This window comes from Sphingobium xenophagum NBRC 107872, assembly GCF_000367345.1.
Lineage (GTDB): Bacteria > Pseudomonadota > Alphaproteobacteria > Sphingomonadales > Sphingomonadaceae > Sphingobium > Sphingobium xenophagum.
Map to the genome: position 1 here is coordinate 218,010 of NZ_BARE01000001.1, position 21,648 is coordinate 239,657.

The 21,648-nt window shown below is 60.5% G+C and carries 27 protein-coding genes; 20 read left to right on the forward strand and 7 right to left on the reverse strand.

Features of this window, described 5'->3' with window-relative positions:
- Nucleotides 1–66 precede the first annotated feature (66 nt).
- The 4 genes from SX1_RS01130 to SX1_RS01145 form a co-directional block, all read right to left on the reverse strand.
- Complete coding sequence (locus SX1_RS01130) at nt 67–1,563, reverse strand: SulP family inorganic anion transporter (protein WP_017182200.1); 1,497 nt, start codon at nt 1,561–1,563, stop codon at nt 67–69.
- Nucleotides 1,564–1,566: 3 nt separating this feature from the next.
- Nucleotides 1,567–2,265, reverse strand: coding sequence for a carbonic anhydrase (locus SX1_RS01135; RefSeq protein WP_019051563.1), 699 nt, complete (start codon nt 2,263–2,265; stop codon nt 1,567–1,569).
- Between the two features lie 143 nt (nt 2,266–2,408).
- A complete protein-coding gene (locus SX1_RS01140) occupies nt 2,409–3,125 on the reverse strand; it encodes a response regulator (RefSeq protein ID WP_019051564.1) in 717 nt (238 codons plus the stop codon).
- Between the two features lie 163 nt (nt 3,126–3,288).
- Nucleotides 3,289–3,819, reverse strand: coding sequence for a hypothetical protein (locus SX1_RS01145; RefSeq protein WP_019051565.1), 531 nt, complete (start codon nt 3,817–3,819; stop codon nt 3,289–3,291).
- A gap of 178 nt (nt 3,820–3,997) precedes the next feature.
- On the opposite strand from SX1_RS01145, the gene SX1_RS01150 reads away from it, so the two are divergent.
- Both SX1_RS01150 and SX1_RS01155 read left to right on the forward strand, forming a co-directional pair.
- Nucleotides 3,998–4,966, forward strand: coding sequence for a magnesium and cobalt transport protein CorA (locus tag SX1_RS01150; RefSeq protein ID WP_019051566.1), 969 nt, complete (start codon nt 3,998–4,000; stop codon nt 4,964–4,966).
- Nucleotides 4,957–5,178, forward strand: a complete 222-nt coding sequence (locus SX1_RS01155; RefSeq protein WP_019051567.1) for a hypothetical protein — start codon at nt 4,957–4,959, stop codon at nt 5,176–5,178. The genes SX1_RS01150 and SX1_RS01155 overlap by 10 nt, the downstream gene beginning before the upstream one ends.
- Before the next feature lie 147 nt (nt 5,179–5,325).
- On the opposite strand, the gene SX1_RS01160 is transcribed toward SX1_RS01155, so the two are convergent.
- Together SX1_RS01160 and SX1_RS01165 are read right to left on the reverse strand one after the other, a co-directional pair.
- Nucleotides 5,326–6,486: a tyrosine-type recombinase/integrase gene (locus tag SX1_RS01160; RefSeq protein ID WP_019051568.1), complete on the reverse strand. Its 1,161-nt coding sequence runs from the start codon at nt 6,484–6,486 to the stop codon at nt 5,326–5,328.
- Nucleotides 6,483–7,169 carry a hypothetical protein gene (locus tag SX1_RS01165; RefSeq protein WP_157410051.1) on the reverse strand — a complete coding sequence of 229 codons (687 nt, stop codon included), beginning with the start codon at nt 7,167–7,169 and terminating at the stop codon, nt 6,483–6,485. The genes SX1_RS01160 and SX1_RS01165 overlap by 4 nt, the downstream gene beginning before the upstream one ends.
- 101 nt (nt 7,170–7,270) lie before the next feature.
- Between SX1_RS01165 and SX1_RS01170 the strand changes: the two genes are divergently transcribed.
- The 11 genes from SX1_RS01170 to SX1_RS01220 all read left to right on the forward strand — a co-directional run bounded on the left by SX1_RS01170 (nt 7,271) and on the right by SX1_RS01220 (nt 13,476).
- Nucleotides 7,271–7,453: a helix-turn-helix domain-containing protein gene (locus tag SX1_RS01170; protein ID WP_019051570.1), complete on the forward strand. Its 183-nt coding sequence runs from the start codon at nt 7,271–7,273 to the stop codon at nt 7,451–7,453.
- Nucleotides 7,446–7,646, forward strand: coding sequence for a hypothetical protein (locus SX1_RS01175; protein WP_019051571.1), 201 nt, complete (start codon nt 7,446–7,448; stop codon nt 7,644–7,646). Before SX1_RS01170 ends, SX1_RS01175 begins: the two co-directional genes overlap by 8 nt.
- A 226-nt stretch (nt 7,647–7,872) precedes the next feature.
- Nucleotides 7,873–8,250, forward strand: a complete 378-nt coding sequence (locus SX1_RS01180; RefSeq protein WP_167539628.1) for a hypothetical protein — start codon at nt 7,873–7,875, stop codon at nt 8,248–8,250.
- Nucleotides 8,247–8,681 carry a hypothetical protein gene (locus tag SX1_RS01185; protein ID WP_019051573.1) on the forward strand — a complete coding sequence of 145 codons (435 nt, stop codon included), beginning with the start codon at nt 8,247–8,249 and terminating at the stop codon, nt 8,679–8,681. Before SX1_RS01180 ends, SX1_RS01185 begins: the two co-directional genes overlap by 4 nt.
- Nucleotides 8,678–8,998 carry a hypothetical protein gene (locus SX1_RS01190; protein ID WP_019051574.1) on the forward strand — a complete coding sequence of 107 codons (321 nt, stop codon included), beginning with the start codon at nt 8,678–8,680 and terminating at the stop codon, nt 8,996–8,998. Before SX1_RS01185 ends, SX1_RS01190 begins: the two co-directional genes overlap by 4 nt.
- Nucleotides 8,999–9,001: 3 nt before the next feature.
- Nucleotides 9,002–9,355, forward strand: a complete 354-nt coding sequence (locus SX1_RS22280) for a hypothetical protein (protein ID WP_019051575.1) — start codon at nt 9,002–9,004, stop codon at nt 9,353–9,355.
- 100 nt (nt 9,356–9,455) lie between these two features.
- Entirely contained in the window at nt 9,456–9,656 is a 201-nt protein-coding gene (locus SX1_RS24095; RefSeq protein ID WP_019051576.1) for a helix-turn-helix transcriptional regulator, read from the forward strand.
- A gap of 202 nt (nt 9,657–9,858) precedes the next feature.
- Nucleotides 9,859–10,770 carry a DUF7146 domain-containing protein gene (locus SX1_RS01205; protein WP_019051577.1) on the forward strand — a complete coding sequence of 304 codons (912 nt, stop codon included), beginning with the start codon at nt 9,859–9,861 and terminating at the stop codon, nt 10,768–10,770.
- Complete coding sequence (locus SX1_RS23460) at nt 10,767–11,936, forward strand: AAA family ATPase (protein WP_019051578.1); 1,170 nt, start codon at nt 10,767–10,769, stop codon at nt 11,934–11,936. Before SX1_RS01205 ends, SX1_RS23460 begins: the two co-directional genes overlap by 4 nt.
- 178 nt (nt 11,937–12,114) lie before the next feature.
- Nucleotides 12,115–12,405 (forward strand): hypothetical protein, encoded by a 291-nt coding sequence (locus tag SX1_RS22290; RefSeq protein WP_019051579.1) that lies wholly within the window; start codon nt 12,115–12,117, stop codon nt 12,403–12,405.
- A gap of 387 nt (nt 12,406–12,792) precedes the next feature.
- A complete protein-coding gene (locus SX1_RS01220; RefSeq protein WP_026149392.1) occupies nt 12,793–13,476 on the forward strand; it encodes a recombinase family protein in 684 nt (227 codons plus the stop codon).
- On the opposite strand, the gene SX1_RS22295 is transcribed toward SX1_RS01220, so the two are convergent.
- On the reverse strand, nt 13,473–13,799 hold the full coding sequence (locus tag SX1_RS22295) for a hypothetical protein (RefSeq protein ID WP_019051581.1): 327 nt from the start codon (nt 13,797–13,799) through the stop codon (nt 13,473–13,475). The two genes, SX1_RS01220 and SX1_RS22295, sit on opposite strands and share 4 nt — an antisense overlap.
- 67 nt (nt 13,800–13,866) lie before the next feature.
- On the opposite strand from SX1_RS22295, the gene SX1_RS01230 reads away from it, so the two are divergent.
- The 7 genes from SX1_RS01230 to SX1_RS01265 all read left to right on the forward strand — a co-directional run bounded on the left by SX1_RS01230 (nt 13,867) and on the right by SX1_RS01265 (nt 21,502).
- On the forward strand, nt 13,867–15,405 hold the full coding sequence (locus SX1_RS01230; protein ID WP_019051582.1) for a terminase: 1,539 nt from the start codon (nt 13,867–13,869) through the stop codon (nt 15,403–15,405).
- Between the two features lie 545 nt (nt 15,406–15,950).
- Nucleotides 15,951–16,415: a hypothetical protein gene (locus SX1_RS01240; RefSeq protein WP_157410053.1), complete on the forward strand. Its 465-nt coding sequence runs from the start codon at nt 15,951–15,953 to the stop codon at nt 16,413–16,415.
- Nucleotides 16,416–16,569: 154 nt separating this feature from the next.
- Complete coding sequence (locus tag SX1_RS01245; protein WP_019051584.1) at nt 16,570–17,214, forward strand: hypothetical protein; 645 nt, start codon at nt 16,570–16,572, stop codon at nt 17,212–17,214.
- A complete protein-coding gene (locus tag SX1_RS01250) occupies nt 17,211–17,480 on the forward strand; it encodes a hypothetical protein (RefSeq protein WP_019051585.1) in 270 nt (89 codons plus the stop codon). Before SX1_RS01245 ends, SX1_RS01250 begins: the two co-directional genes overlap by 4 nt.
- Entirely contained in the window at nt 17,480–19,555 is a 2,076-nt protein-coding gene (locus SX1_RS23465) for a M23 family metallopeptidase (protein ID WP_019051586.1), read from the forward strand. The genes SX1_RS01250 and SX1_RS23465 overlap by 1 nt, the downstream gene beginning before the upstream one ends.
- 1 nt (nt 19,556) lies before the next feature.
- Nucleotides 19,557–20,843: an LPD22 domain-containing protein gene (locus SX1_RS01260; RefSeq protein WP_019051587.1), complete on the forward strand. Its 1,287-nt coding sequence runs from the start codon at nt 19,557–19,559 to the stop codon at nt 20,841–20,843.
- A complete protein-coding gene (locus SX1_RS01265; RefSeq protein ID WP_019051588.1) occupies nt 20,825–21,502 on the forward strand; it encodes a hypothetical protein in 678 nt (225 codons plus the stop codon). The genes SX1_RS01260 and SX1_RS01265 overlap by 19 nt, the downstream gene beginning before the upstream one ends.
- Nucleotides 21,503–21,648: the final 146 nt, after the last annotated feature.

Below are 21,648 nucleotides of genomic sequence, written 5' to 3' on the forward strand. Positions count from 1 at the left end.
GCAAAATGCCGCCGTGTCGGGAGGAACACGGCGGCATTTTGGTCGCCTGATCAGGGGGGGGGATGATCAGGCGACGAGCTGGCGCATCCGTCCGGTTGCACCGAACAACTCCACGGGGGAACCGGCACCGCGGCGGCGATCGACCCATTCCCGCACCATTTCGGCGCAGGTATGGTCGATATGCCCCAGCCGCTCGACATTCAGGATGACGAGGCCGGCCGCAGGCAGCGAGTCGAGCTTGGCCGACAGCTTGGGCAGGTTGAGGAAGGTGGCCGAACCGCGCAGCGCCACTTCATGCGTGTCGCCACGGCTTTCTTCCTCCATCTTCAGCCGCAGACGGCTCAGATGCGGGATCAGTTCCAGCATCGACAGGCCAATGCCGACCAGCACACCGGTCAACAGGTCCGTCGCGACCACGCAGATCAGCGTTGCGGCCCACACGATGGCCGGCAACGGTCCATAGCGGTGCAGCAGATGGCGAACATGATCGACACTGACCAGACGGACGCCGGTGACAACCAATATGCCCGCCAGCGCAGCCATCGGAATTTCACGCAGCAACCAGGGGAGCAGCGCCACGAAGCCCAAAATCCAGATGCCATGCAATATGGTGGACATCCGGGTCTTGGCCCCCGCCTGCACGTTGGCGGAACTGCGCACGATAACGCCGGTCATCGGCAGCGCCCCGGCAAAGCCGCAAAGCAGATTGCCAACGCCCTGCGCGCTGAGTTCCCGGTTGTAATTGGTGCGTACGCCATCATGCATCCGGTCGACGGCAGCAGCCGACAGCAGGGTTTCGGCGCTCGCGATGAAGGCGATCGCAACGGCGGTGGTGATCACGGTCGGATTGAGCAATTGCGCCAGCAATCCGCCTTCGGGCAGCGTGATGGCGCCGACAATCGATTCCGGCACGACGACCCGCGCAACCGGCAGGGCAAGCAGGAAGGCGACCAGCGTGGCCGCAACCACGCCAACCAGCGCGCCGGGCACCAGCTTGAGCGAGGCGGGGCGGAATTTCTCCCAACCCAGCATGCCAAAGATGGTGATGAGGCCGACCGCGAAGGCCGTCGCCGCGTCGCCGTTGGTCAGGCCGAAAATCTGGCCCGGCATAGCGATCAGATTGTGCAGGCCGCTCGACAAGGGCTTGTCGTCGAACAGCACATGGAACTGGCCGACCACGATCAGCACGCCGATGCCAGCCAGCATCCCGTGTACGACCGCGGGCGAAATCGCGCGGAACCAGCCGCCGACCCGCAACAGCCCGGCGATCACCTGGATCGCGCCTGCCAGGATCAGGATGGGGCCAAGGGCGGAAAGCCCCTGTTCGCGGACGATTTCAAAGACGATGACGGCCAGGCCCGCCGCCGGCCCGCTGACCTGCAAGGGCGAACCTGCCATCAGACCAACGACGATGCCGCCGATGATCCCGGTGATCAGGCCCTTTTCCGGTGGCACGCCGGAAGCAACCGCAATGCCCATGCACAGCGGCATCGCCACCAGAAAGACAACGATCGACGCTACGAAATCGCGGCTGAATGTGCCGCCGGAAAAGGCTTTCAACATGGCTTACTCCGCCGCCAGGGCATATTCGCCTTCGCCAGCGAGGCGACGGGCGTGGGGGAGCGCTACGGGCAGCGGCTGGCCTTCGCGCAGCGGCGAGAAACGGCCGGTTTCGCCATCAAGGCCCATCACCAGACCGGCATGAATGTCGACATACCAGCCATGCAGCGCAATCTCGCCACGGGCGATGCCCGATGCGACCGATGGATGGGTGCGCAGATGGGCGAGTTGCGCGACGACATTTTCCAGCGCCATGTTGCGCAGCTTGTCCGCGTCGCTCAGATCGGCGGGATAGCTTGCCTTGCAGACCTGCTGCGCGGCATGGCTGTGCCGCAGCCAGGCAGCGACATTGGGCATGGCGGTCAGGTCGGCCTCGGTCGACAAAGCCTTCATCGCGCCGCAATCGCTATGGCCGCAAACGATGATGTCGCGGACGCCCAGAACCATGACGGCATATTCGACCGTGGAGGTGACGCCGCCATTCTGCGTCGCGTGCGGCGGGACGATGTTGCCTGCATTGCGGCATACGAACAGATCGCCCGGCTGCGCCTGCATGATATGTTCGGGAACGATTCGCGAATCGGCGCAGGAGATCATCAGCGCCTTGGGGCTCTGACCGTCACTGGCGAGTCGGTTGTAAAGCGCGCTTTCGTTCGGAAACGTGTGCTTTTCGAAGTTGAAAACGCGACCGATGAGCTCGTTCATGGAGTCTCTCCTTCGTTGTTTGCCAGTCGGAACAGACCGGCCTGTCAGGATAGATAGGAGAGCGGCTTTGCTAGGTCGCAGCGGCTTTGTTAAATAGTATGTCTGAACGTTGAATCGATGTTGCAGTGCGGCGAAAGCATATTTCAGCAGCGATCGACGGTGGCGCTGAACATGTAGCCGATGCCGCGGGCGGTCACGATCGGCGCGGGCTGGTCGCCATGGCGCAATTTGCGGCGCAGGCGGCTGATCAGCACGTCGACGCTGCGATCCGACGATGGCGCGTCGCGCACACCGGCCAGTTCCATCAGCCGCGCCCGCGCGATCACCGTCTGGGGATGGTCCAGCAACACAGTCAGCAATGTAAACTCCGCCGCCGTCAGATCGACCGGCGCGCCGGCTGGATCAAGGATGGTCCGCCGTCCGAAATCGACTGTCCAGCCGTCGAACACCGCCTGGGTCTGGCGATTGAGGCCGGAGGACCGATCGCTCCTCCCGCGGCGCAGCACGGCCCGCACGCGCGCAGCCAGTTCCCGTCCCGAATAGGGCTTGGCCATATAATCGTCCGCCCCCAGTTCCAGCCCGACCACCCGGTCCACTTCGCTGCTGTTGGCGCCGACCAGTATGACAGGCACGTCGCTGCGTTCGCGCACGTCGCGGCACAGGTCCAGCCCATCCGCCCCGCGCAACGCCGAATCCAGCACCACGACGCCCACAGGCACTTTACCAAGCGCCTGAAACACATCGTCGGACGATTGGGCAGGCAGGACGCGAAAGCCGCTTTCCTCCAGAAACTCGCGGATCGTCCGGCGCAGATCCGGCTGCGTCTCGGCGACCATGATCAACGGCGCGGTTACCGGCATCGCGGACCATTCGGCGCGGCATTGTGCGTCATCATCGCAACTCCTGCTCAGGCGAAAGCATCCGGCCCCTGCGAAGCCGGCGCGCCCGAATTAGGGCAGGCGAATGTCTCCGAAATTTGCCGGAGGTAACAAATTGTTGCTAATGGCCGACGGCAGATTTGGATCAGTAGCAGGACATCAGCGGCATCCGCACCGGCGGAGCAGCGGCAAGGTCGGGCCAGAGCTGCGCCATGACGCATGCCAGCCACAGGGCGTCGCTGCCTGCCCGGTGCCGCGTCGGACAGCGCTGGTCGGCGATCCGCACGGCCGCGCTGATTTGCGCTTCATCGACCTGCCGTTCGTCCAGCAGCGTTGCGACATGATCGATCGCAAAGGGGGCCGACCGACCGGCCGCCGCCGCCAGCGTCTCCAGCCAATAGGGGTCGATCAGGCTGTCGGCGACCACGCGCTGGCCACCCACCGCCTCGACCAGTTGATCCAGCACGACATGGGCAGGCAGCCCGTCCTGTTCGATCCGCGCTCGGCTCAGCCCGTGCAAGGCCTCGGCCTCCGCCGTCCAGCCCCAGCCCGCCCAGTCGGGATGCGGCCTTATGATCCAGCTGCGCGCGCCATCCGCTCCCGCCAGTCCGACCTCGATCGGAAAGGACCGCCCGTGGCGCGGCAGGCAGGATGCCTCGAAATCTATGGCCAACATGATGGGGACCGCCTTCGCCTGCTATTTCCAATCCCCCTCTCGCCCCCAACTATGTCAGGGCGAAGTCACCTGCCACCGCTTCGTCGAAAAATCATGCGGGCCGTGGCCTGATTGGGATAGGACGCCGTCCCCGCCATCTGCTAATCGAACCTCGCCTTGCCCCAAGCCGGACCTGTTCATGACTGTCATCGCTGCCTATCTCTATCGCAACGGCGCCCGTGTCCGGTCGGTGTCGATCGACGAGCGAATCGACTGCGCCCACGACAAATCCGAATTTGTCTGGATCGGCGTCGCCGACCCCACGCTGGCGGAAATGCAGGCGCTCCAGCGCACCTATGATCTGCATCCGCTGGCTGTCGAGGATGCGGTCAAGGCCAACCAGCTGCCCAAAGTCGACCTTTATGGCGACCAGCTGTTCGTCGTCGCCCGGACCGCCCATGTCGAAGATGACAGCATCTGCTACGGCGAAACCGCGATCTTCGTGGGGCACAGCCATATCATCACCGTCCGCCACGACTCTTCCCGCGCGCACCTTGCCCTGCGGCAGGATCTGGAGGCGGTGCCCGCCCGCCTCGCCCAGGGGGTCGATTATGTCCTGCACGCCATTCTCGACTTCGTGGTCGATGGCTATCTGCCGATCATCGAGGGGATAGAAGAAGAGGTGCTGGCGATGGAACAGCATACCATCGACACGTTCCTGGGGCATGACGACATCACCCGCATCTTCAATCTGCGCCGCCAGCTGCTGCGTTTCCAGCGCATCCTGACACCGATGCACGAAGTCGCGACCAAATTCGTCAAGCAGGAACTGCCCTGCATCGATGCGGAGGCCCGCCCCTATTTCAGCGACGTGCGCGACCATGTGCGCCGGGTCCAGACGATGGTGGAGGATCTGCGCGAGATTCTGGCGTCCGTGTTCGAATTCAGCAATTTGCTGGAACAGCAGCGCACCGGGGTCATCACCCGCCAATTGGCGGCCTGGGCCGCCATCCTGGCCGTACCGACCGCGATTGCGGGCATTTACGGCATGAATTTCGAACATATGCCCGAACTGCGCACCCGCTATGGCTATTTCGTGGTGCTGGGCGTGATCAGCATCATCTGCGCCCTGCTCTATGCTCGCTTCAGGAAACTCAAATGGCTGTAACCAACACCCTGGAGCGCGCCGCCCGCGCCATGTACGCCAATATCGCACCCGACTGGGACTGGGACGATCCCGATGCAGAACCGATGCGGCGCATGTATCGCGACAATGCCCGCGTCGTGCTGGCCACGATCCGCGATCCCGACCTGTCGATGGATAGCACCGCGCTTGCCGCCTGGCAGGCGATCATCGACGCCATGCTGGCAGAAGGCTGAACGGGACACGCATGCCCGCGTGACGCCTGAGGCTGGAAAAAATGGTGCACCCGACGGGATTCGAACCCATGGCCCTCAGATTAGGAATCTTTTTCTGACCCTACGGAAAGCTATGGTTTAATGCCCCATGTGCCAACCGTGTGCCAACTAGCCTAACAGTTCGGCCTGCGCGGCGGCGATCAGTGCGGCGTCTCCAGAGGCGTCCGATAGCAGATGGCCGTATGTGTCGAGAGTGATTTGCACCGACGAATGGCCCATCCATACCTGTAGGCGCTTCAAGTCGATCCGTTGCTTGATCCATGCGCTCGCGGCGGCGTGGCGCAGGGCATGGAAGCCATAGCGGGGGATCATGACCGCCCTGCCCTTCGCGTCCAGCTTTGGCTTGCCAGCGACCAGCGCCAGGTCGCAGACGCCCGCCTCTATCTGGAGCGGGAAGAATTTGCGCCGGAGCAGATGGCCATATTGCTGGACCCCGCCTTGCGAGTTCGGGAACGCCAGCCCCAGGTCGCCTTTCGGGCAGGCCAGTTTCCATTCGCGCAGTTCCGCGACCAGCGCCGGGGGGATTGGTATCGAGCGATGGCCCGCATCGGACTTGGGCGCGCCAATCTCACCAAACTTGTCCGCGCGCTGGGCAACCGTGACCGTCGCGGCCTTCAAGTCTATGTCCGACCAGCGCAGGCCGCGCAGTTCCGACGCGCGCAGGCCGGTGAAGATCGCGGTCATCACCATAGGCCGCAAGGTGGCGGGCGCATGATCCAGCAAGGCTTTCAATTCGGGCTTAGTGGGTATCTCGACCTTGCCTTTTTCCCGCGCCGACCGAATCACCCTTACATCGCTGGCGACGTTTTGCGCGACCAGACCCCGGCGCTGCGCCTCCGATAGGATGCTGGACAGCGCGCGCACCACCTTTCCCGCCATGACCTTAGATCGCGTCCTGACCAGCTCGTCGCGGAAACCTTCGACCATGGGCCGGGTAAGGCGTGTCAGACGCTCGCCACCGATCAGCGGCGCTATGTGCAGGTCGGCAAGCTGGCAATACTGCTGGAGCGTAGCGCGCTCCCTGCCCTCTTGTTCCGCTTTGGCGATCCACAGCTTCGCGGCGGCGGCAACGGTCGCGCTCTGGCTGTCGGCGGTATGGACGCCCTTGGACACTTCCCACGCGGCTTGCGTGATCCAGCTATCGGCATCCTTTTTCCGGGCGAATTGCTTGCGGCGGCGCTTGCCCGCCTGATCGACGTAATCGACCTGCCAGCCTGTCTTGGCGGTGCCGTCTGGAGCGGTCCAGCTACGCTTGCGGATCGAGGTCATCTTCTACCTACGATAAATCGGTGCAGCGATTGAATGGTAGAAGAATGACGATTTGAGAGAGGTGACTGAAGCAATTCTTCAAAATACAATAGCGGAAGAGCCTCTGGGTCAAGTGTCGGCAAAATGTCTAAGAGACTCATATCTACCGCGATAGTGAGCGCCCGCAAGCCCACAACCAAAGTTCTATTTTGTCCACCAAACCCAGCGTCTTCTATGGCTTGGGACAAGTGAAAGGCCAATTGAGAGGGGCGCAGTATTTCAACGGGGCTTTCATGTGCAGATTCCTTACGTTCCCTCGCCAGTTCGGCAAGGGCTTCAGGATGGACGCACCAAAAGAATTCCTTGAGGTCTTCAGAACCTAGCAAACCCCATTCGATCAAGACGTTCTCAGTGACGCGCGCCAGCGCCAAACTGACGGCGGTTTCTCCCCAATCGGTTTTGAGGATTGCAACGATCCTCCGGGGACTGAGGCCCGCTTGCATTAATTCCAACGCAAGCGCGAGCTGCATCAACGAGTCTATGGAATAACTGAATCGCTTTCCGGTGCCAGTGTTGGCTCCAAGCGGCCACCCCTCGCGCTGTAGATGCTTAAGCCGCGCCCTGAACGCAACACGCTTCTCTGGCCGGATACGATGCACAGCAGCCAGCGTCGCTTCCACGTCTGCAAAGGCCAAATCGACCACTCGAATCTCCAAGGACGAAATATAGTCTTGCGTGTGGCACGGAATTAGCGGTATGTCACGAAAGACGAATACTCGTCCCGGTATTAATGGAGGCAACGTAAATGCTGTCACAAGACCTTATCGCGGGGGCTACGGCTGCCGCGACCTATGCGGGCCTCACGCCCCGCGCCATTTATCACCTTGTCGAGGCGGGCCACCTACCGGTGATCCGCAAGGGCAAGCGCCTATATTTCCGTAAGTCGGAGTTGGAAGCAGCGTTCCGATCGGACGCGGCCAATGGCTGAGCGCATTATCGAAATCACCTACGAGCCGTTCGGTGCGGGCTTTGATGTGCGGGTAAAGCCGCCTGTCGAGGGTGAGCATCTCGATGCTGAGTTTCAGACGCACCGCAAGGCGCGGGGGTGGGCCAGTGGCCTTCGTCTGACGCGCGGCTGGCGGATCGTGGATCGCACCGAGGTAGTCGACAGCATGAAGTGAAGGAAGGCGGTCGAGGCGATGGCTGGAACCCATCAACCCCGACCTTATCATAGTGGAGGAACCAACAATGATTGAATGCTCTATAGCGCCCTCGCGGCGCGATGTCATCCGTGCGCTTGCAACTCTTTCGGTCGCGTCTGTGCCGACCATGGCCAGCGCTGCGACGATGCTGGTTTGCGCACCTGCCGACCAAATAGCCGTCGAAGCCCGCGCGTGGAATGCTGCCATGACGCATTACCTCAAGGCGAAGGCGGACGGGGAGACGTTCGATCGCGAGCGCCTTGGGCCGCAGTTTGAAGCAGCGCGGGCCAAATTCGGCAACAAACAGCCGATGAAGGACGCCCCCGGCTGGGCGGAATACAAGGAGTGGCGCGAGGCCAGCGGCTATGAGGCTGTCATGGATCGCTGGGATTTGATGACCCAGGTTGAAGGCGAAGCGCATACGGCGCTGCTGCGCCTGCCCGCGCCTGACATGGCCGCATTGCGGTGGAAGCTGGAACAGACGTTCGATGACGATGGCGAGATTGCGCTCTGGTCTGAAACGATCGCGCTGACCATTCGGTCCGACTTCCAAAGGCTTCTGATCGGGGAGGCTGTGGCATGACCGACCGTCGCGCTTTCCTGTCGGGCTTGATGCTCGCTCCCGTCGCCCTTGTCGCTCCAGCTATTGCCGCGCCCATGGCCGTCGATACCACAGCATGGAGCGCCGCGCTGTCCGCTGTCGCGGCAACCCACAGCGCCATGGACGCCTACTACAACGATCATGTCCGCCCGCTCAATGATGCCCACGACAACGGCACCGGAACCTATGAAGCGGCAGCGGCGGCAGAGGGTCGCTTTGACACCTATGTCGATGTCTATGCGGATGCCGTAAAAGCTTTGGTGATGATGCCAGCACCTACGATCGCGGACATTGCCGTCAAGATCGAGTGGGGGCTGAAAGACTGGATATTCGACGGGACCAGCGAAGCGACCCGAATGCTCGAACTGATCGCCGCCGATGTCCGACGCCTTGGCGGGAGTGTAACAGCATGACCGACCGCCGCAACTTCATCACGGGGCTGGCGCTCGCGCCAGTCATCGCCGCCGCGCCTGCCATGGCCATCATGGCCACACCTTCGCCCGATCCTGTCGCGGCCTATTGGGCAGCGTGGCACGGCATCAATGACGGCACCGTTTCGCAGGATGCTTTCGCGCGGGCGATGGATGCTCTCGACTATTGGGAGCCTGTCACACAGCGGGACTTTATCCGCAAGGTCGTCACGATGTTTCACGACTTTGACGCGCCGCCGCCTGATGACCGGATTGCCCTCATGATCGCGCAGGGCAAGCGCTTTGTTGGGGAGGCTTGAGCCATGGGCGTCATGAACCACCCCGCCGCCATGCCGGTGCCAGCCGCTGTTATATCCGGCATTCTCGCGCGGTTCGACCGTGGCCTACTAGAGGACTTTGTTTCCACGGCCATTGACTTGCTCGACCTTATGGACGGCGACACCGACCTGGAGGACGGCAACGATCAGGAAGCCTATGAAGGCGACGATCAGGGCGATCTTAGTTGGATCGAATGGCACAATCGCGACCGGCAAACCCTCTATCTAGGCGGGCCGGAAATGCGGACAACGGCGCTGTTGCAGGACAGCGAGGACGCAGAGGACGACGACCCCGCAGAGGATGGCGATGCTATCGGCTGGGAGGCGCTGCTATGCTGATTTCAAGGAACATCACCGCGCCCGTAAAAACCGGTTTGCGTCGATTCAACCCGGCCAAAACCTGTTTATTAGGGGGGTCGCACTTTTGACGGAGCGACCCATGAATAACCAGATTTCTCGGATTCTGCGGGTAAGGGAGGTCTGTGCGCGCACAGGCCTCTGCCGCGTCACGATCCACACCCTTCGGCGCAACAATGATTTCCCTGAGCCGCTGCAACTCAGCCCCGGCGCTGTCGGCTGGTTGGAACATGAGGTCAACGACTGGATCGCGCGGCGCGCGTCGGAACGGAGTGCGGCATAATGGCGCGCGGTCCCTTCTGGGCAGACGGCCCCCCAAAAGAAAACGGCCCCGGACGTGAACCCGGAGCCGCTTCCCATAAGGAGTGTGGACCCCGCTCTGATACTTCTGGCTGCGGTTCGGTTGAATCGACGGGCCATGGCGGGACGATCGGCGGCAATGTGGTTGCGTTCCCTGTTGCGCGACACGGCGTTGGGGGCGCGGCATGAGTCTGCTCGATGTGATGGCGATCCGCACCGCCCATCCTCTGCCAGCCATCGCCGGGGCCAGCGTCAAGCTGTTCAAGGCTGGCAATGAGTTTAAGGGCTGCTGTCCCTTCCATGATGACAGCTCGCCCTCGTTCACGATCTTTGCGAATGGCCAGCGCTTCTATTGCTTCGGCTGTGGCGCAACGGGCGACGTGCTGGATTTCGTGCAGCGCGCGCACCGCGTTGACCTGCGAACGGCGGCTGACATGCTCTGCGGCGGCAATCTGCCATCGGTAGAGGTCGCGCCTGTGGTTGAGTCTGGTCCTGGGCCTGATCGGTCTGGGGAGGCGCTGGAGATATGGCGCAATGCCGTGCCGATCGAGGGGACGGAGGCTGAACGCTATTTGCGCTTTCGCGGCCTGCACCTGCCAATCCCGCGCAGCATCCGCTTTGCGCGCCTCCGCTATGGCAAGCGCGGCCCTGAGCGTCCCTGTCTGGTGGCTTGCGTCGGGTCCATCGATAACAAGATCGTGGGTATCCAGCGGACGTTTCTCAACGAGGCGGGGACGGGCAAGGCGAGCGTTCCCAAGGCGAAACTGTCGCTGGGGCATGTTGCGGGCGGGGCAATCCGTCTCGCGCCTGCTGCGTCTGACCTGATCGTCTGCGAAGGGCTGGAGGATGGCCTGACGCTGATGCAGGAACTTGGCCGGGCCGTCTGGGTCGCTGCTGGCGCTTCAATGCTTCCGAAAATGCAATTCCCTGTCGGGGTGCGGAAGGTGGCGATCGGCGGCGATGGCGATCAGGCCGGGCGTGACGCGGCGGGGGCTGCGGCCAGCGCCTATGCAGAGCGTGGGCTTTCGACGCGCGTGTTCTTCCCGGTCGACGGGTTCAAGGACTTCAACGATGAATTGCGCGGGGTGGGCCAGTGAAGGCGGCGGCGTTGGAAGATCGGGCGCGTGCGCGCGTGGTGGAAAGCCATCCTGCCGCTGCTAACCGTTTGCCGGAACCTCTGCCCGTCGAATGGTTCGCGGACATCAAACCGCAACTGGACGGCATGTGGCTGATAAAGCGCTTGCTACCGTCTCAGGGGCTGGCGCTGGTCTATGGCCATCCGGGTAGCGGCAAAAGCTTCTTCGCGCTCGATATTGCGCTGCATGTGTCGCTGGGCTGGGAATGGGCGTCCCGTCGCGTCAAGCAAGGTCTTGTCGTCTATGTGGGGGCGGAAGGTGGCGCGGGCCTGCGCAATCGCCTCGCGGCATTCCGCATACAGCACAACATTGAAGGCGAGATACCCTTCGCGCTGATCCCTACGCCGATCGACATGCAGGACCCAAATGCGGACACCGGACGCCTGGCGGAGACTGTCCGTGCCGCTGCCCTTAAATCTGGCGCTGTCCCTGCGCTGGTCATCATCGACACGCTGAGCAAGACCTTTGGTGGCGGCAAAGAAAACACCGACGACATGGCCACCTATATCGCCAACTGCCAGCGCATTGCGTCCGAGTTCGATTGCCTCGTGATGCCCGTCCACCATCGGCCCAAGGACGCGGAAAGTATTGAGCCGCGCGGGCATGGTAGCCTCAAGGGCGGCGTTGATACGGTGATCCTGATCGAGGCGGGTAAGACGAAGTGCGCGGAGGTGACGAAGCAAAAGGACGGGGAGATAGGCGAGCGGTTCCTGTTCAATCTGGGCGTCGTTGAATTGGGCGTAGATGAGGATGGCGATCCTGTGACTTCGTGCGTGGTGGAACATACTGCCACCAATATGAACCCGGTTGTCAGTCCATTTGCGCAGGCTGTTGGCAAGCTGAGCGTGGGAAATCGCTTGGTCTATGAACAGTTGGGCGAGCTTATCGAGGCTGCTGGGGAACCGGTCCCTGCCGACATTCCCGACACCGAAATCAACCGCGATTGGGTTTGCCGGGTGGTCTCGCTGGAAGCTTGGCGGGACAAGTCCATTTCGGCTGCCGGGACAGAGGCGGGACATAACCGGGACAGCGGGAAGCGTGCATTTAATCGGGCGCTTCCTGCTCTGCGAAAGGCTGGAATTGCGCGTGTTTGGAACGATTGGGCATGGATCACGCACCAGCTTTGATGATTAAGCGGGACAGAGGCGGGACGATGATCGGGACAGAGGCGGGACAGCGGGACAACCGGGACAAGGGTCTTTAGACCCTGTCCCTGTGTCCCGGTTCCAAGTGGGGGTGTAATGTCGATTCAAGGCATCTCCCGTTCCAGCCTATCTGTTGCTCTCAACATTCAGGGCGACGGTGATGGGATTTAAGAAGGGACAGAGCGGCAATCCGGGTGGCCGTGCAAAGGTGACCATGGCTGACGGCAAGACGCTGACGGACCTTGCCCGCGAGCATACGCCCAAGGCGGTGCAAGCGTTGGTGGACGTGCTGGAAGGCGCAGAAACTTCCGACGCGGCCCGCGTGTCGGCTGCTACTGCGCTGCTGGATCGCGGCTGGGGTCGACCGCGCCAGGACGTTGGGGTTGAGATGAAGTCTGATGAGGGGATTGCGGCGCTGCTGGAGGCGGCACGGAAGCGGGCGGCTGGTTAGGGCGCTCTGCGACGATGGCTAGGATCGACGCGACCAGCGCGGCTACAGAGACGATTAGGGCAAACCGTGCAGTCCAGTTTTCGCGACGGCGCAATTCGGCCTGAGCCAATATCCCCCGCGTCGATCTGTTTTCCTCCGACCTGATGAGTTCTGCCACGTCTTCGGTCGATAGGCGGCGCAGAGTTACTATCGTACTGTCTGGCATATTGTGGAGGGACACTGATCCGCGCCGCTCGAATGTCCTGCCCCACCATTCATCAAAGCCCATAGCGCCGCCCCTGTAATAATCTCGCTGTAATAGCTGAATGTCCTGCAAAAAGCGCTCTTCCCATGTCATACAAAATGGCGTATCGTTCGTTAGTCTATTTTGTATGGGATTATCGAGCGATGAAAGCCGTTGCCTATTACCGCGTATCAACCGCCGCGCAGGGACGGTCAGGCTTGGGGCTAGAGGCGCAGCGGGAGGCCGTAGAGAGCCTTTGTCGGTCGCGGGGTTGGGAACTGACCGCGCCGCCTTTCACAGAGGTAGAGAGCGGCAAGCGTGCTGATCGCCCTGAACTCTTGAAGGCTCTGCACCGCGCCAAAGTCACTGGCGCTACGCTGGTTGTTGCAAAGCTGGATCGGCTGTCGCGCAATGTCGCCTTCCTTGCGGCGCTTCAGGACAGTGGCGTCAAATTCATTGCCGCCGACATGCCAGAAGCGAATGAACTGACCGTGCATATCATGGCTGCCGTCGCGCAGGCTGAGCGCAAAGCTATCTCAAAGCGGACGCAGGAAGCCCTACAGGCCGCAAAGGCGCGTGGGCAGCGATTGGGCAACCCTAACGGCGCAGCGGCTTTGCGTCGGGCAGCCAAGGGCAATGTGGCCAGCGTCGATGCGATCAAGTCAGGGGCAGCGTCTCGTGCCGACCAGATGCGCCCTGTGATCGAGGATATGCAGGGTCGGGGCATTGCGTCGCTCGGTGCGCTGGCGAAGGCCTTAAACGATGGCGGGTTTGTCACGGCGCGCGGTGGCCAATGGCACGCCTCATCGGTGCGGAACCTGATTGGTAGGATTGGCCAATCCGGCTAACCGATCTGCTTTAGTAGCATATCCAAATCGCACTTGGCTGGAGTAGAGCCAAGGAAATACACTTCGCGCTTATTGGTGTCGATGATAGCCTCTTCGCTATAGCCATATTCGTAACAATATTTCGTTCGCACAAATATCTGCTGGCCGTCGACCTGGTAGAAATTCGACTCTTTGCGGGTGAGGGAAACGCTGTAGCGTTCGGCATTTGCCTCTGTAGCTATCAGGCTGATGACCATGACTGCGACGGTTTGCTTGAGCATCTGAATTCCCCCAAAATTCTTAGTTCCGCCCAGTAGCACAGCATCGGCGCTTACCAACGTCATAGTTGGCGACCCGTCGATTCAACCCCCGGCATACCCCGCTACCCTCGCTCCGATAAGGAGCGTGACAGTGACACCAGATGAAATTCGCCGTGAGGTCATAGGCGACCTTGCCCGCTTTACCCATGATCCGCTTGGCTTCGTCCTCTGGGCTTTCCCATGGGGTAGAGAGGGAACCTCACTGGTCGATGAGGACGGCCCCGACCAGTGGCAGCGCGAGCAGCTCGTTGCGATCGGTGACAGCCTGACGGCTGATCCCTTCAAGGTCATTCAGGACGCTACGGCATCGGGCCACGGCATCGGCAAATCGTCTGAAGTGTCCTGGCTGATCCTGTGGGCCATCATGACGCGGGAGGATACGCGCGGCGTCGTGACGGCTAATACCGACACGCAGTTGCGCACCAAAACATGGCCGGAACTGGCCAAGTGGTATGGCCTTCTGCAATTCGACGTGCTGCGCGACATGTTCGCCCTAGAGGCAACCAGCATCCATTCGACGGAGGCCGGGCATGATCGGACGTGGCGTATCGACGCGATCCCATGGAGCGAGCGCAATACGGAAGCATTCGCCGGGCTGCACAATGCCGGGAAACGCGTCATCCTGCTATTCGATGAAGCGTCGGCCATCCTTGATGCCATCTGGGATACCGCGTCGGGAGGCCTGACCGATGCCAAGACCGAAATCCTGTGGATGGCCTATGGCAACCCAACGCGAAACACCGGGCGTTTTAGGGAGGCGATAGCGGGCCGGTTCCGCAATCAGTGGACGCACCGGCAGGTTGATGGCCGATATGTGAAGCGAACCAACAAGGCGCTCCTTCAGACGTGGATCGAAACCTACGGGGAGGACAGCGATTTTGTCCGCGTCCGTGTCAAAGGGCAATTCCCCCGCGCCGGGTCGACGCAATTCATATCCTCGGAAATCGTGCAGCAGGCGCGCAAACGGGAGGCGCTAGACCCGCTGCGTTCCGATCCGCTGATCTTTGGCGTCGATATTGCCCGTTTCGGCGATGATCATAGCACGCTGGCAATCCGGCGTGGGCGAGACGCGCGGGGCATAGAATGGAAACGCTGGCACGGCGCTGACACTATGACGGTGGCCGGTGATATTGCGCTGGAGGCACGGCGTTGGAACCCCGAAGCCATCTTTGTCGATGTGGGCGCAATGGGTGCGGGCGTGGTGGATCGCTTGCGCCAGCTTCAGGTTCAGAACGTCTTTGAGGTCAATTTCGGGGGCAAGGGGCGGGAGGTCGATTGGGCCACCGGCGTTCGGGTGAAAACGGCCAACAAGCGGGCCGAGATGTGGACGAAGCTGCGCGCCTGGTTGCCCACTGGCGCTATCCCTGACTGCGACGATCTGGAGGCCGATCTGACCGGGCCTGAATATGGCTATGGTCCCGATCAGGTGTCGATCCAGCTGGAGCGCAAGAAGGACATGAAGGCGCGCGGTCTATCGTCTCCTGATGATGGCGACGCGCTGGCTCTGACCTTTGCGGAGGCGGTGATGCCGGTGGATGTGCCGGGCTATCTCAATCCCGACAACTACACGTCGATGCGCCCGATTGATCGCTATGCAGAATTGGACGGACCTGATGTCCGCTACCACTGAGCACTGCGGGGCCAATGTTGCGCAGGCTGGCAAGGTAGCCCCCAGTGAAAGGGGTATTCGCAGCGGGCCGAATGAAAACAGGGCCGGTAACTTCCGGCCCTGTTCCTTGTCTTATTCGCCCTTCGGCTTTTCAGGCTCGTCCACATCAATGGTGATGGGAAAGGCTCTGCCCTTGGGAAGGCAAATGCGCCTTCCGTTTTTGAGGGTTATGCATTGTCGGAAAATAACAGTCTTTGCCATTGTCGCAAATCCTTCAAACAAGTGTTGACCTGCCCGATAGGAAGTGCGATTCTTTGTCTGCAACGACGGTTTCGCATGTTCCTACCGGGACAGAAATCGGAAGAGGGCTGGCTTTTGCTGGCCCTTTTTTTTCTGTCGTTTTCATCAGCGCCGCGCTGGCTTGCATGATCTTGATAACCGATTCCTTCACTAAAGACGCTCAGGGCATAACACATGCGAGTGTCTGTTGCAATTCTCTGGACTCCAAATCCAACCAAGGGTTGAATTCCTAGGAAAGTCGTGTATTGGAGTCCTCGGAGGGTGTCATGGACGATGTGCTGAAAAAGCTGATCGAGCAAAGGGACCAAGCAATTCAAGCCGCGCGCGAGTGGCAGGAACGTGTCGAGAACCTAAATGCACTCGTTAACAGCTATCAAGATTTGATTTCCGGGGCGCGTAAGCCGCGCCGCGATGGGAGTCAGCAAGCGGACCTATTTGCCGCCCCTGCTATGAACAGGGCAGAGCGCTCCAAATACGTTTTTGAAATGATGGACGCAGCCGAAGAGATAATCATGGCGACCAAGAGGCCATTGACGCGATCGGAGCTACTAGATGCTCTGCAATCGCGCGGCTTCCATATAGAAGGTGGCGACAAGTCTAAGGTTTTGGGCACCAATATCTGGCGGTCTAAACGCTTCCACAACATCAAGGGCGTAGGGTATTGGCCGAAGCGCCACCCTCTGCCCGATAACTTGCAAGATCACCAGCTGCGCTCTTCGATGCTCGGCTGACGCGCAATCTCCCATTGCAGCGAAAGCCCGATTTCTCCACCGACCGAACAAGCCACGCACTCCGAGACACTTTCACAACCATCTTTGTAGTCGATTCAACCCGCCGCCCTCCTGACCCTATCGTCGGCTCCGACGATCAAAAAGGAGTGTGACAATGACGGAACGACTGACCCAGGCCGACTATGATCTGCAATGCGCTGAACTGGAGGCGCTGCTGACCGGGGCGCAACAGCACCACAATCTCGCGGCCTATCGCAAAACTATCGGTGAAGCGACACAGGACGATGTTGATAAGGCATTCGTCCATCTGGAGGCTGTGAAGGCGCAGCGTCGCCAGTTGGATGGCGCGTGGGAAGCAACCAAGATTCAGGCTGCGGCGGAAAAGGCAGATGCGCGCCGCGCAGACCAGCAAGCCGTGATCGACATGGTCGAGGGCAAGATCAAAACGCGGCTCGCAGCGGCACGGAAGATGGAAAAATTCGCCAAGGAATTGGCAGAGCAGGCCGTCATCTATCGCGAAGCCGGGGAGGCAGTCGTAGTCGCGGTAAAGCCGATGTATGATGCCGGGGTCATTCGGCAGGATGACTTTCAATTTATCATGTCGGACGCGCGCGATTCTCGCCACCTCCGCATGATCGCGGGCCTACTGTTCAACAATGGTCTCGATATGAGCATGACCAATCCGGGGAATGATCGCTTTGAGTTGGAGCGCCAAGGCGGCGTGATGGGCTTGGTGGAGAGAACGAATTCGAGTTTGCGCCAGCGCTGCGCTGCCATCGAACCGGGGGCCGTCGCATGAGCATCCAGCTCGCTCTAGTCCGCCTCCAGTTGCCCGATGGCGCGTGGGGCCTGCCCGGCGATCTGGTCGAATGGTCGGGCCTCAACTGGAAGCTGAAGCCGACAGATCCCGGCGAACTGGCGGAATGGGAAGCCGACCACCGCGACGATTTTCGGGTGTCTGAGAACCGACGCCAGTTTGGCCCCCAAGAGGAGGTTCCTGCGCCAGAGGGCGTCTGGTCGCCTGTCGGTGCCAAGGCTCTGCCTGTCAGCGGCTTAGCGAGCTGATGCCCCGTATCCAGACATATGGCAGTCCTGCCGTTGGTCCGGTCGAAGCGACGCGGGCGCGCTTTCGTGCAGCAGACAACGATGGGGGCGTAGCTGGAGCCATCGCTCGCGGTTTGCAGCAAATTGGCGGTGCGGTAGGTGACTATGCTGTCGCGCAGGATCAGATTCAGGAAGGTTTGGCCAAAACGAACTCGGACGATCGGCAATTGACTGCCCATTCGTCCGTATCGGGCATATTGGCTGATCTCAAATCGAAGCCGGGGAAGCTGGCGCTTGATGCAATCCCTGATGCTGAAAAGTCCATAGATGAGGCACTCAATGAGGTGCTGACGCAGGCTGATCCTCGGACCAAAAAATATCTGGAGCCACAGATTGCCCGCCTTCGCGCGAGCGCCCGCAACGAAATCGGCCTTTATGCAGCAAGCCAGGCGCGCGTTTATGGCCAGGAAACCGGCAGCGCGAAGCTGATAAACTTCATGGAAAGCGCGATCGATTCCGCCAGTCCCGATGAGCGCTCGCAATTCATCGCCAGCGCCCGCGCGCAAGTAGCAGAAAACGCCCGCATGGCTGGTTTGAACGATCCCGATATTATCAAGGCGGAAGAGCGTAAAGCCGTCTCTGGCATCCACCTATCAATCGTAGATCGCTACCTTTCTGGTGAGGATGTTGATCTGGCGAAGGCCTATTTCGACGCCAATGAGGATGGCATGACGGGCAAGGATCGCAATGCGGCCCTGCAATCTCTCAAGTCTCCATTGCTGGCCCGCGATACGGACTATGGCGTCAGGGAGATATTGGGCCTCTCGCTCCCGGCTGACGGGGCTGGCGTCAACTATTCCGATCCTCTCCGGGGCGCTGGCAAGGGTGTTTCATCTGCCTTCGGCGTGGATCGTGGCGGCGGCAAAAGGCACAACGGCGTCGATTTCCCTGCCTTCCCCGGCACGCCGATCTATGCGACCGGCGCGGGTAAGGTTGTGCGGTCGGGCTATGACGATAAGAGCGGCAATTTCGTGGTCATCGACCATGGCAACGGCATGACCTCCAGTTATTCGCACATGCAGGGTGCTTCGGCGCTCAAGCCTGGCGACATGGTGACGCCAGACACGCGGCTTGGTGGGGTTGGCTCTACTGGCCATTCGACAGGGCCGCACCTCCACATGGTGGTCAAACAGAACGGCAAGGTGGTCGATCCTACCAAGGTCATCGGGCAGGCGCAGCAGTCGTCCACGCGCATTGATCTGGAAAGCAAACTGGCGCAGGTCGATGCCCGTACCGACTGGACACCGGAAAAGCGCGAGCGCGTGAAGGATGGTATCAGGCGGTATGTGTCAGTGAATGATAGCCTGATCGCCCGCAAGGAGGCTGACGCCGACCGTGCGGCCAGCGAGTGGGTAATCAAGCGCGGCGACGCCTTCACCGACATTTCGCAGATGCCATTAGGCATCCGTAGTGGCCTCAACGCCGACGCATTGAAGGGATACATCAGCACAGCAAAGTCAAATGCCACGCCAAAAGATGTGGCGGCCCACGGCGCGCGCGCGACTGAGCTTGAAATCGAACGAATTAACAAACCCGAAGCGTTTATGAACAGGCCACTTGGTCGTTTTGCTGGCGAGATGACCCGTGCCGAGCTTCAGGGCTTCCTCATCGCCCAGGCAAAGATGAAGAAGGGTGACCCGGACGCAGGTATCCGCGCCAAGGTTGCCGCAACGATTAGCACATATGACACGCCCGACTTGGGGTTCAGCGATAAGGAAACCGGCGCTGTTAAGCGGGTCGCGGTGCAGAAAATCATGGAGAGCGAACTGATCGCGGCCACTGGCGGCAAGCGCAAGCCAACAGAAGTGGAATTATATCAGGCCTTCATCTCGGCTACCAAAGAGGTGATCATCCCACACAAAGGCTTCTTTGGCGGTGTGTCTGACAAGAAGTTTAGACGATATGAGATCAAGGTAGACGACATTCCTCCCAATGTCAGGTGGCAGATTGAGGACGCTTACAAGCGCAAGTTTGGTGTGAAGGACGTTCCTCCGGAAGTTGTGGCCGAGGCCTATCAGTCAATGAAGGTGCGTTGATATGGCGACCAATCCTTATGACGACTATTTCGAGAAGCAGCGCTCGGCCCAGACTGCTTTCCGCATACAGGTCGCAAAGCCTGATGAGGCAGCGCGTGCAAATGCCATAGCCAAAGAGCGTGGCCTCCCCGCAGTTGTCGTCCAATCTGATCTACCAAATTTCGAGGCACAACAGCGCGCGGCCCGTGCAAATGAGGTCATGCGCCAACATCCCGCCATCGGGCGCTGGTCCGCCAAGCCGGACAACGCCGCCATCGCCGCCGACGATTACGACAATCTGGGACTGTTCGGTAAGGCGTTCTACACCGTCAAAGGAGTTGGTTCTAGCCTTGCCACTGGCGGCTACAGCGCCCTTGTTGGTGCGCCTGCTGGGTTCATCCGTGGCTTGTCTGAGACTGCGGAACAGAATAGCCCAATCGCGTGGGCGCAAGAGAAGCTGTTTGGCGGATCGCTGGAGGGACTTCTCGCGGAAGGTGCCACCAGTGTTCAGAATTGGGCGGACAAAAAGGCTGATAGCTGGCGGGTTCGCTCAGGCAATCGTTTTGTCGATGCTGCATTTTCTGGGGTCGAGAGCGCCCCGATTGCCCTTGGATCGGTAGCAGTTGGGCTGACTGCCGGGCCACAGGCTGGTGTGTCGTTTGCGGGGGCTGCAACGGCGGGGACCGAATACAAGGCAGCGCGGAGCAAGGGGTTGGACCCGTTTGCTGCGCAAGGTTATGCCTTGGTGCAAGGCTCTATCGAAATTCTGACCGAAAAGCTGCCAGTCAGTAAGTTGGTGGGCGACATCGCCAACAAGACTCCGCTGGGCAAGACATTCGTGCGCCAGATAATGGCGGAAGTGCCGGGGGAGCAGGCCGCGACATTCTTGCAAGACCTGAACGAATGGGCCACGCTCAATCCCGATAAGACGGTGAAGGACTTTTGGGCTGCCCGTCCCGGTGCTGCGCTCGATACGCTGGTCGCAACCACTGCTGGCGTGGGGACCACGGTATCACTGGCTAAGGCGGGCGAACGCACTGCGCGCGTTGTGGGTGAAATCATAGATCGTCGCGAGAAAGCCCAACAGGCCAAGGCTGGCGGTGCATTCCTCGACCAGATCGCGGAAGCCACCGCGAAGGCTAAGACGGCCACGCGCTCGCCTGATGCTATTGCCGATCTGGTGCAGCAGCTCGGCGATGATACCGGCACCGATCGCGTGTTCCTGCCCGGTGAGGCTGTTGACGCCTATCTTTCCGCCGATGTCGACAACAACTATTTTGGAGACGAAGCATGTCCCTGGCGAACCTGATTGTTCAGCCTCAAGCGGCCTATCTCTACACCGATCAGGGCTATTTTGACCGTGAGGGGTGTGTCCTTCGGCTTGAGCACAAGATTATGCCTTTCCCTCGCCAGTCGTTGGCGATCGCCATGGTCGGTGCGGGAAAATTGAGCGCGACTAGTCTGTTCGATGAGATCGAGCGGCGCGGCCTGGACAAGCTCGACCAGATAGATTTTGTGGCGGCATTTCGGCTGCTGGTTTGTGAACTATGTCCTGATGACGCGACCGGCCCTGATCGGGAGGACCGGCGCTTTGTGATTGGCCTCTACTCCCATGCTTATCGACGCGCATTTGGGCTTACGCTTTTTACGCCCGGCATGGGGCCTGATGGCAAGGCACCCTATGAATATCACACCGCTGACATAGTGATTGCGCCCATGGTGCCGCCGTCTGATGCGTTCGGGGAGCGTAAGATTAACGTCACGTCATCGGCGGCGTTTGATCCTATCGCTGATGGGCGCGAGCTGGTCGCCGCGCAGCGTCGCAAAATTATTGGCTGGAGCCATGGCGTAGCGGACGGGAGCCGAGTGGCGGGTGATGTGCTGATGACTGAAGTGTCTGCACGGGGGTTGCACTTTGAGATTTTGAGCCAGCATAACGATCGTGTTGGTGATCGAGTTTGCGCGTAACAAGATACGCAGTCCATGTGCCATCTATGTGCCATGGACTTGCCGGAATGGTGCGGGAATCGGCGGAAAACCAAGGAAAAGCGCGGCACACACTTGGCACATGAAAATCCGGCTAGGCCGCAGCAGGAGAATCTAAGCCATTGAAT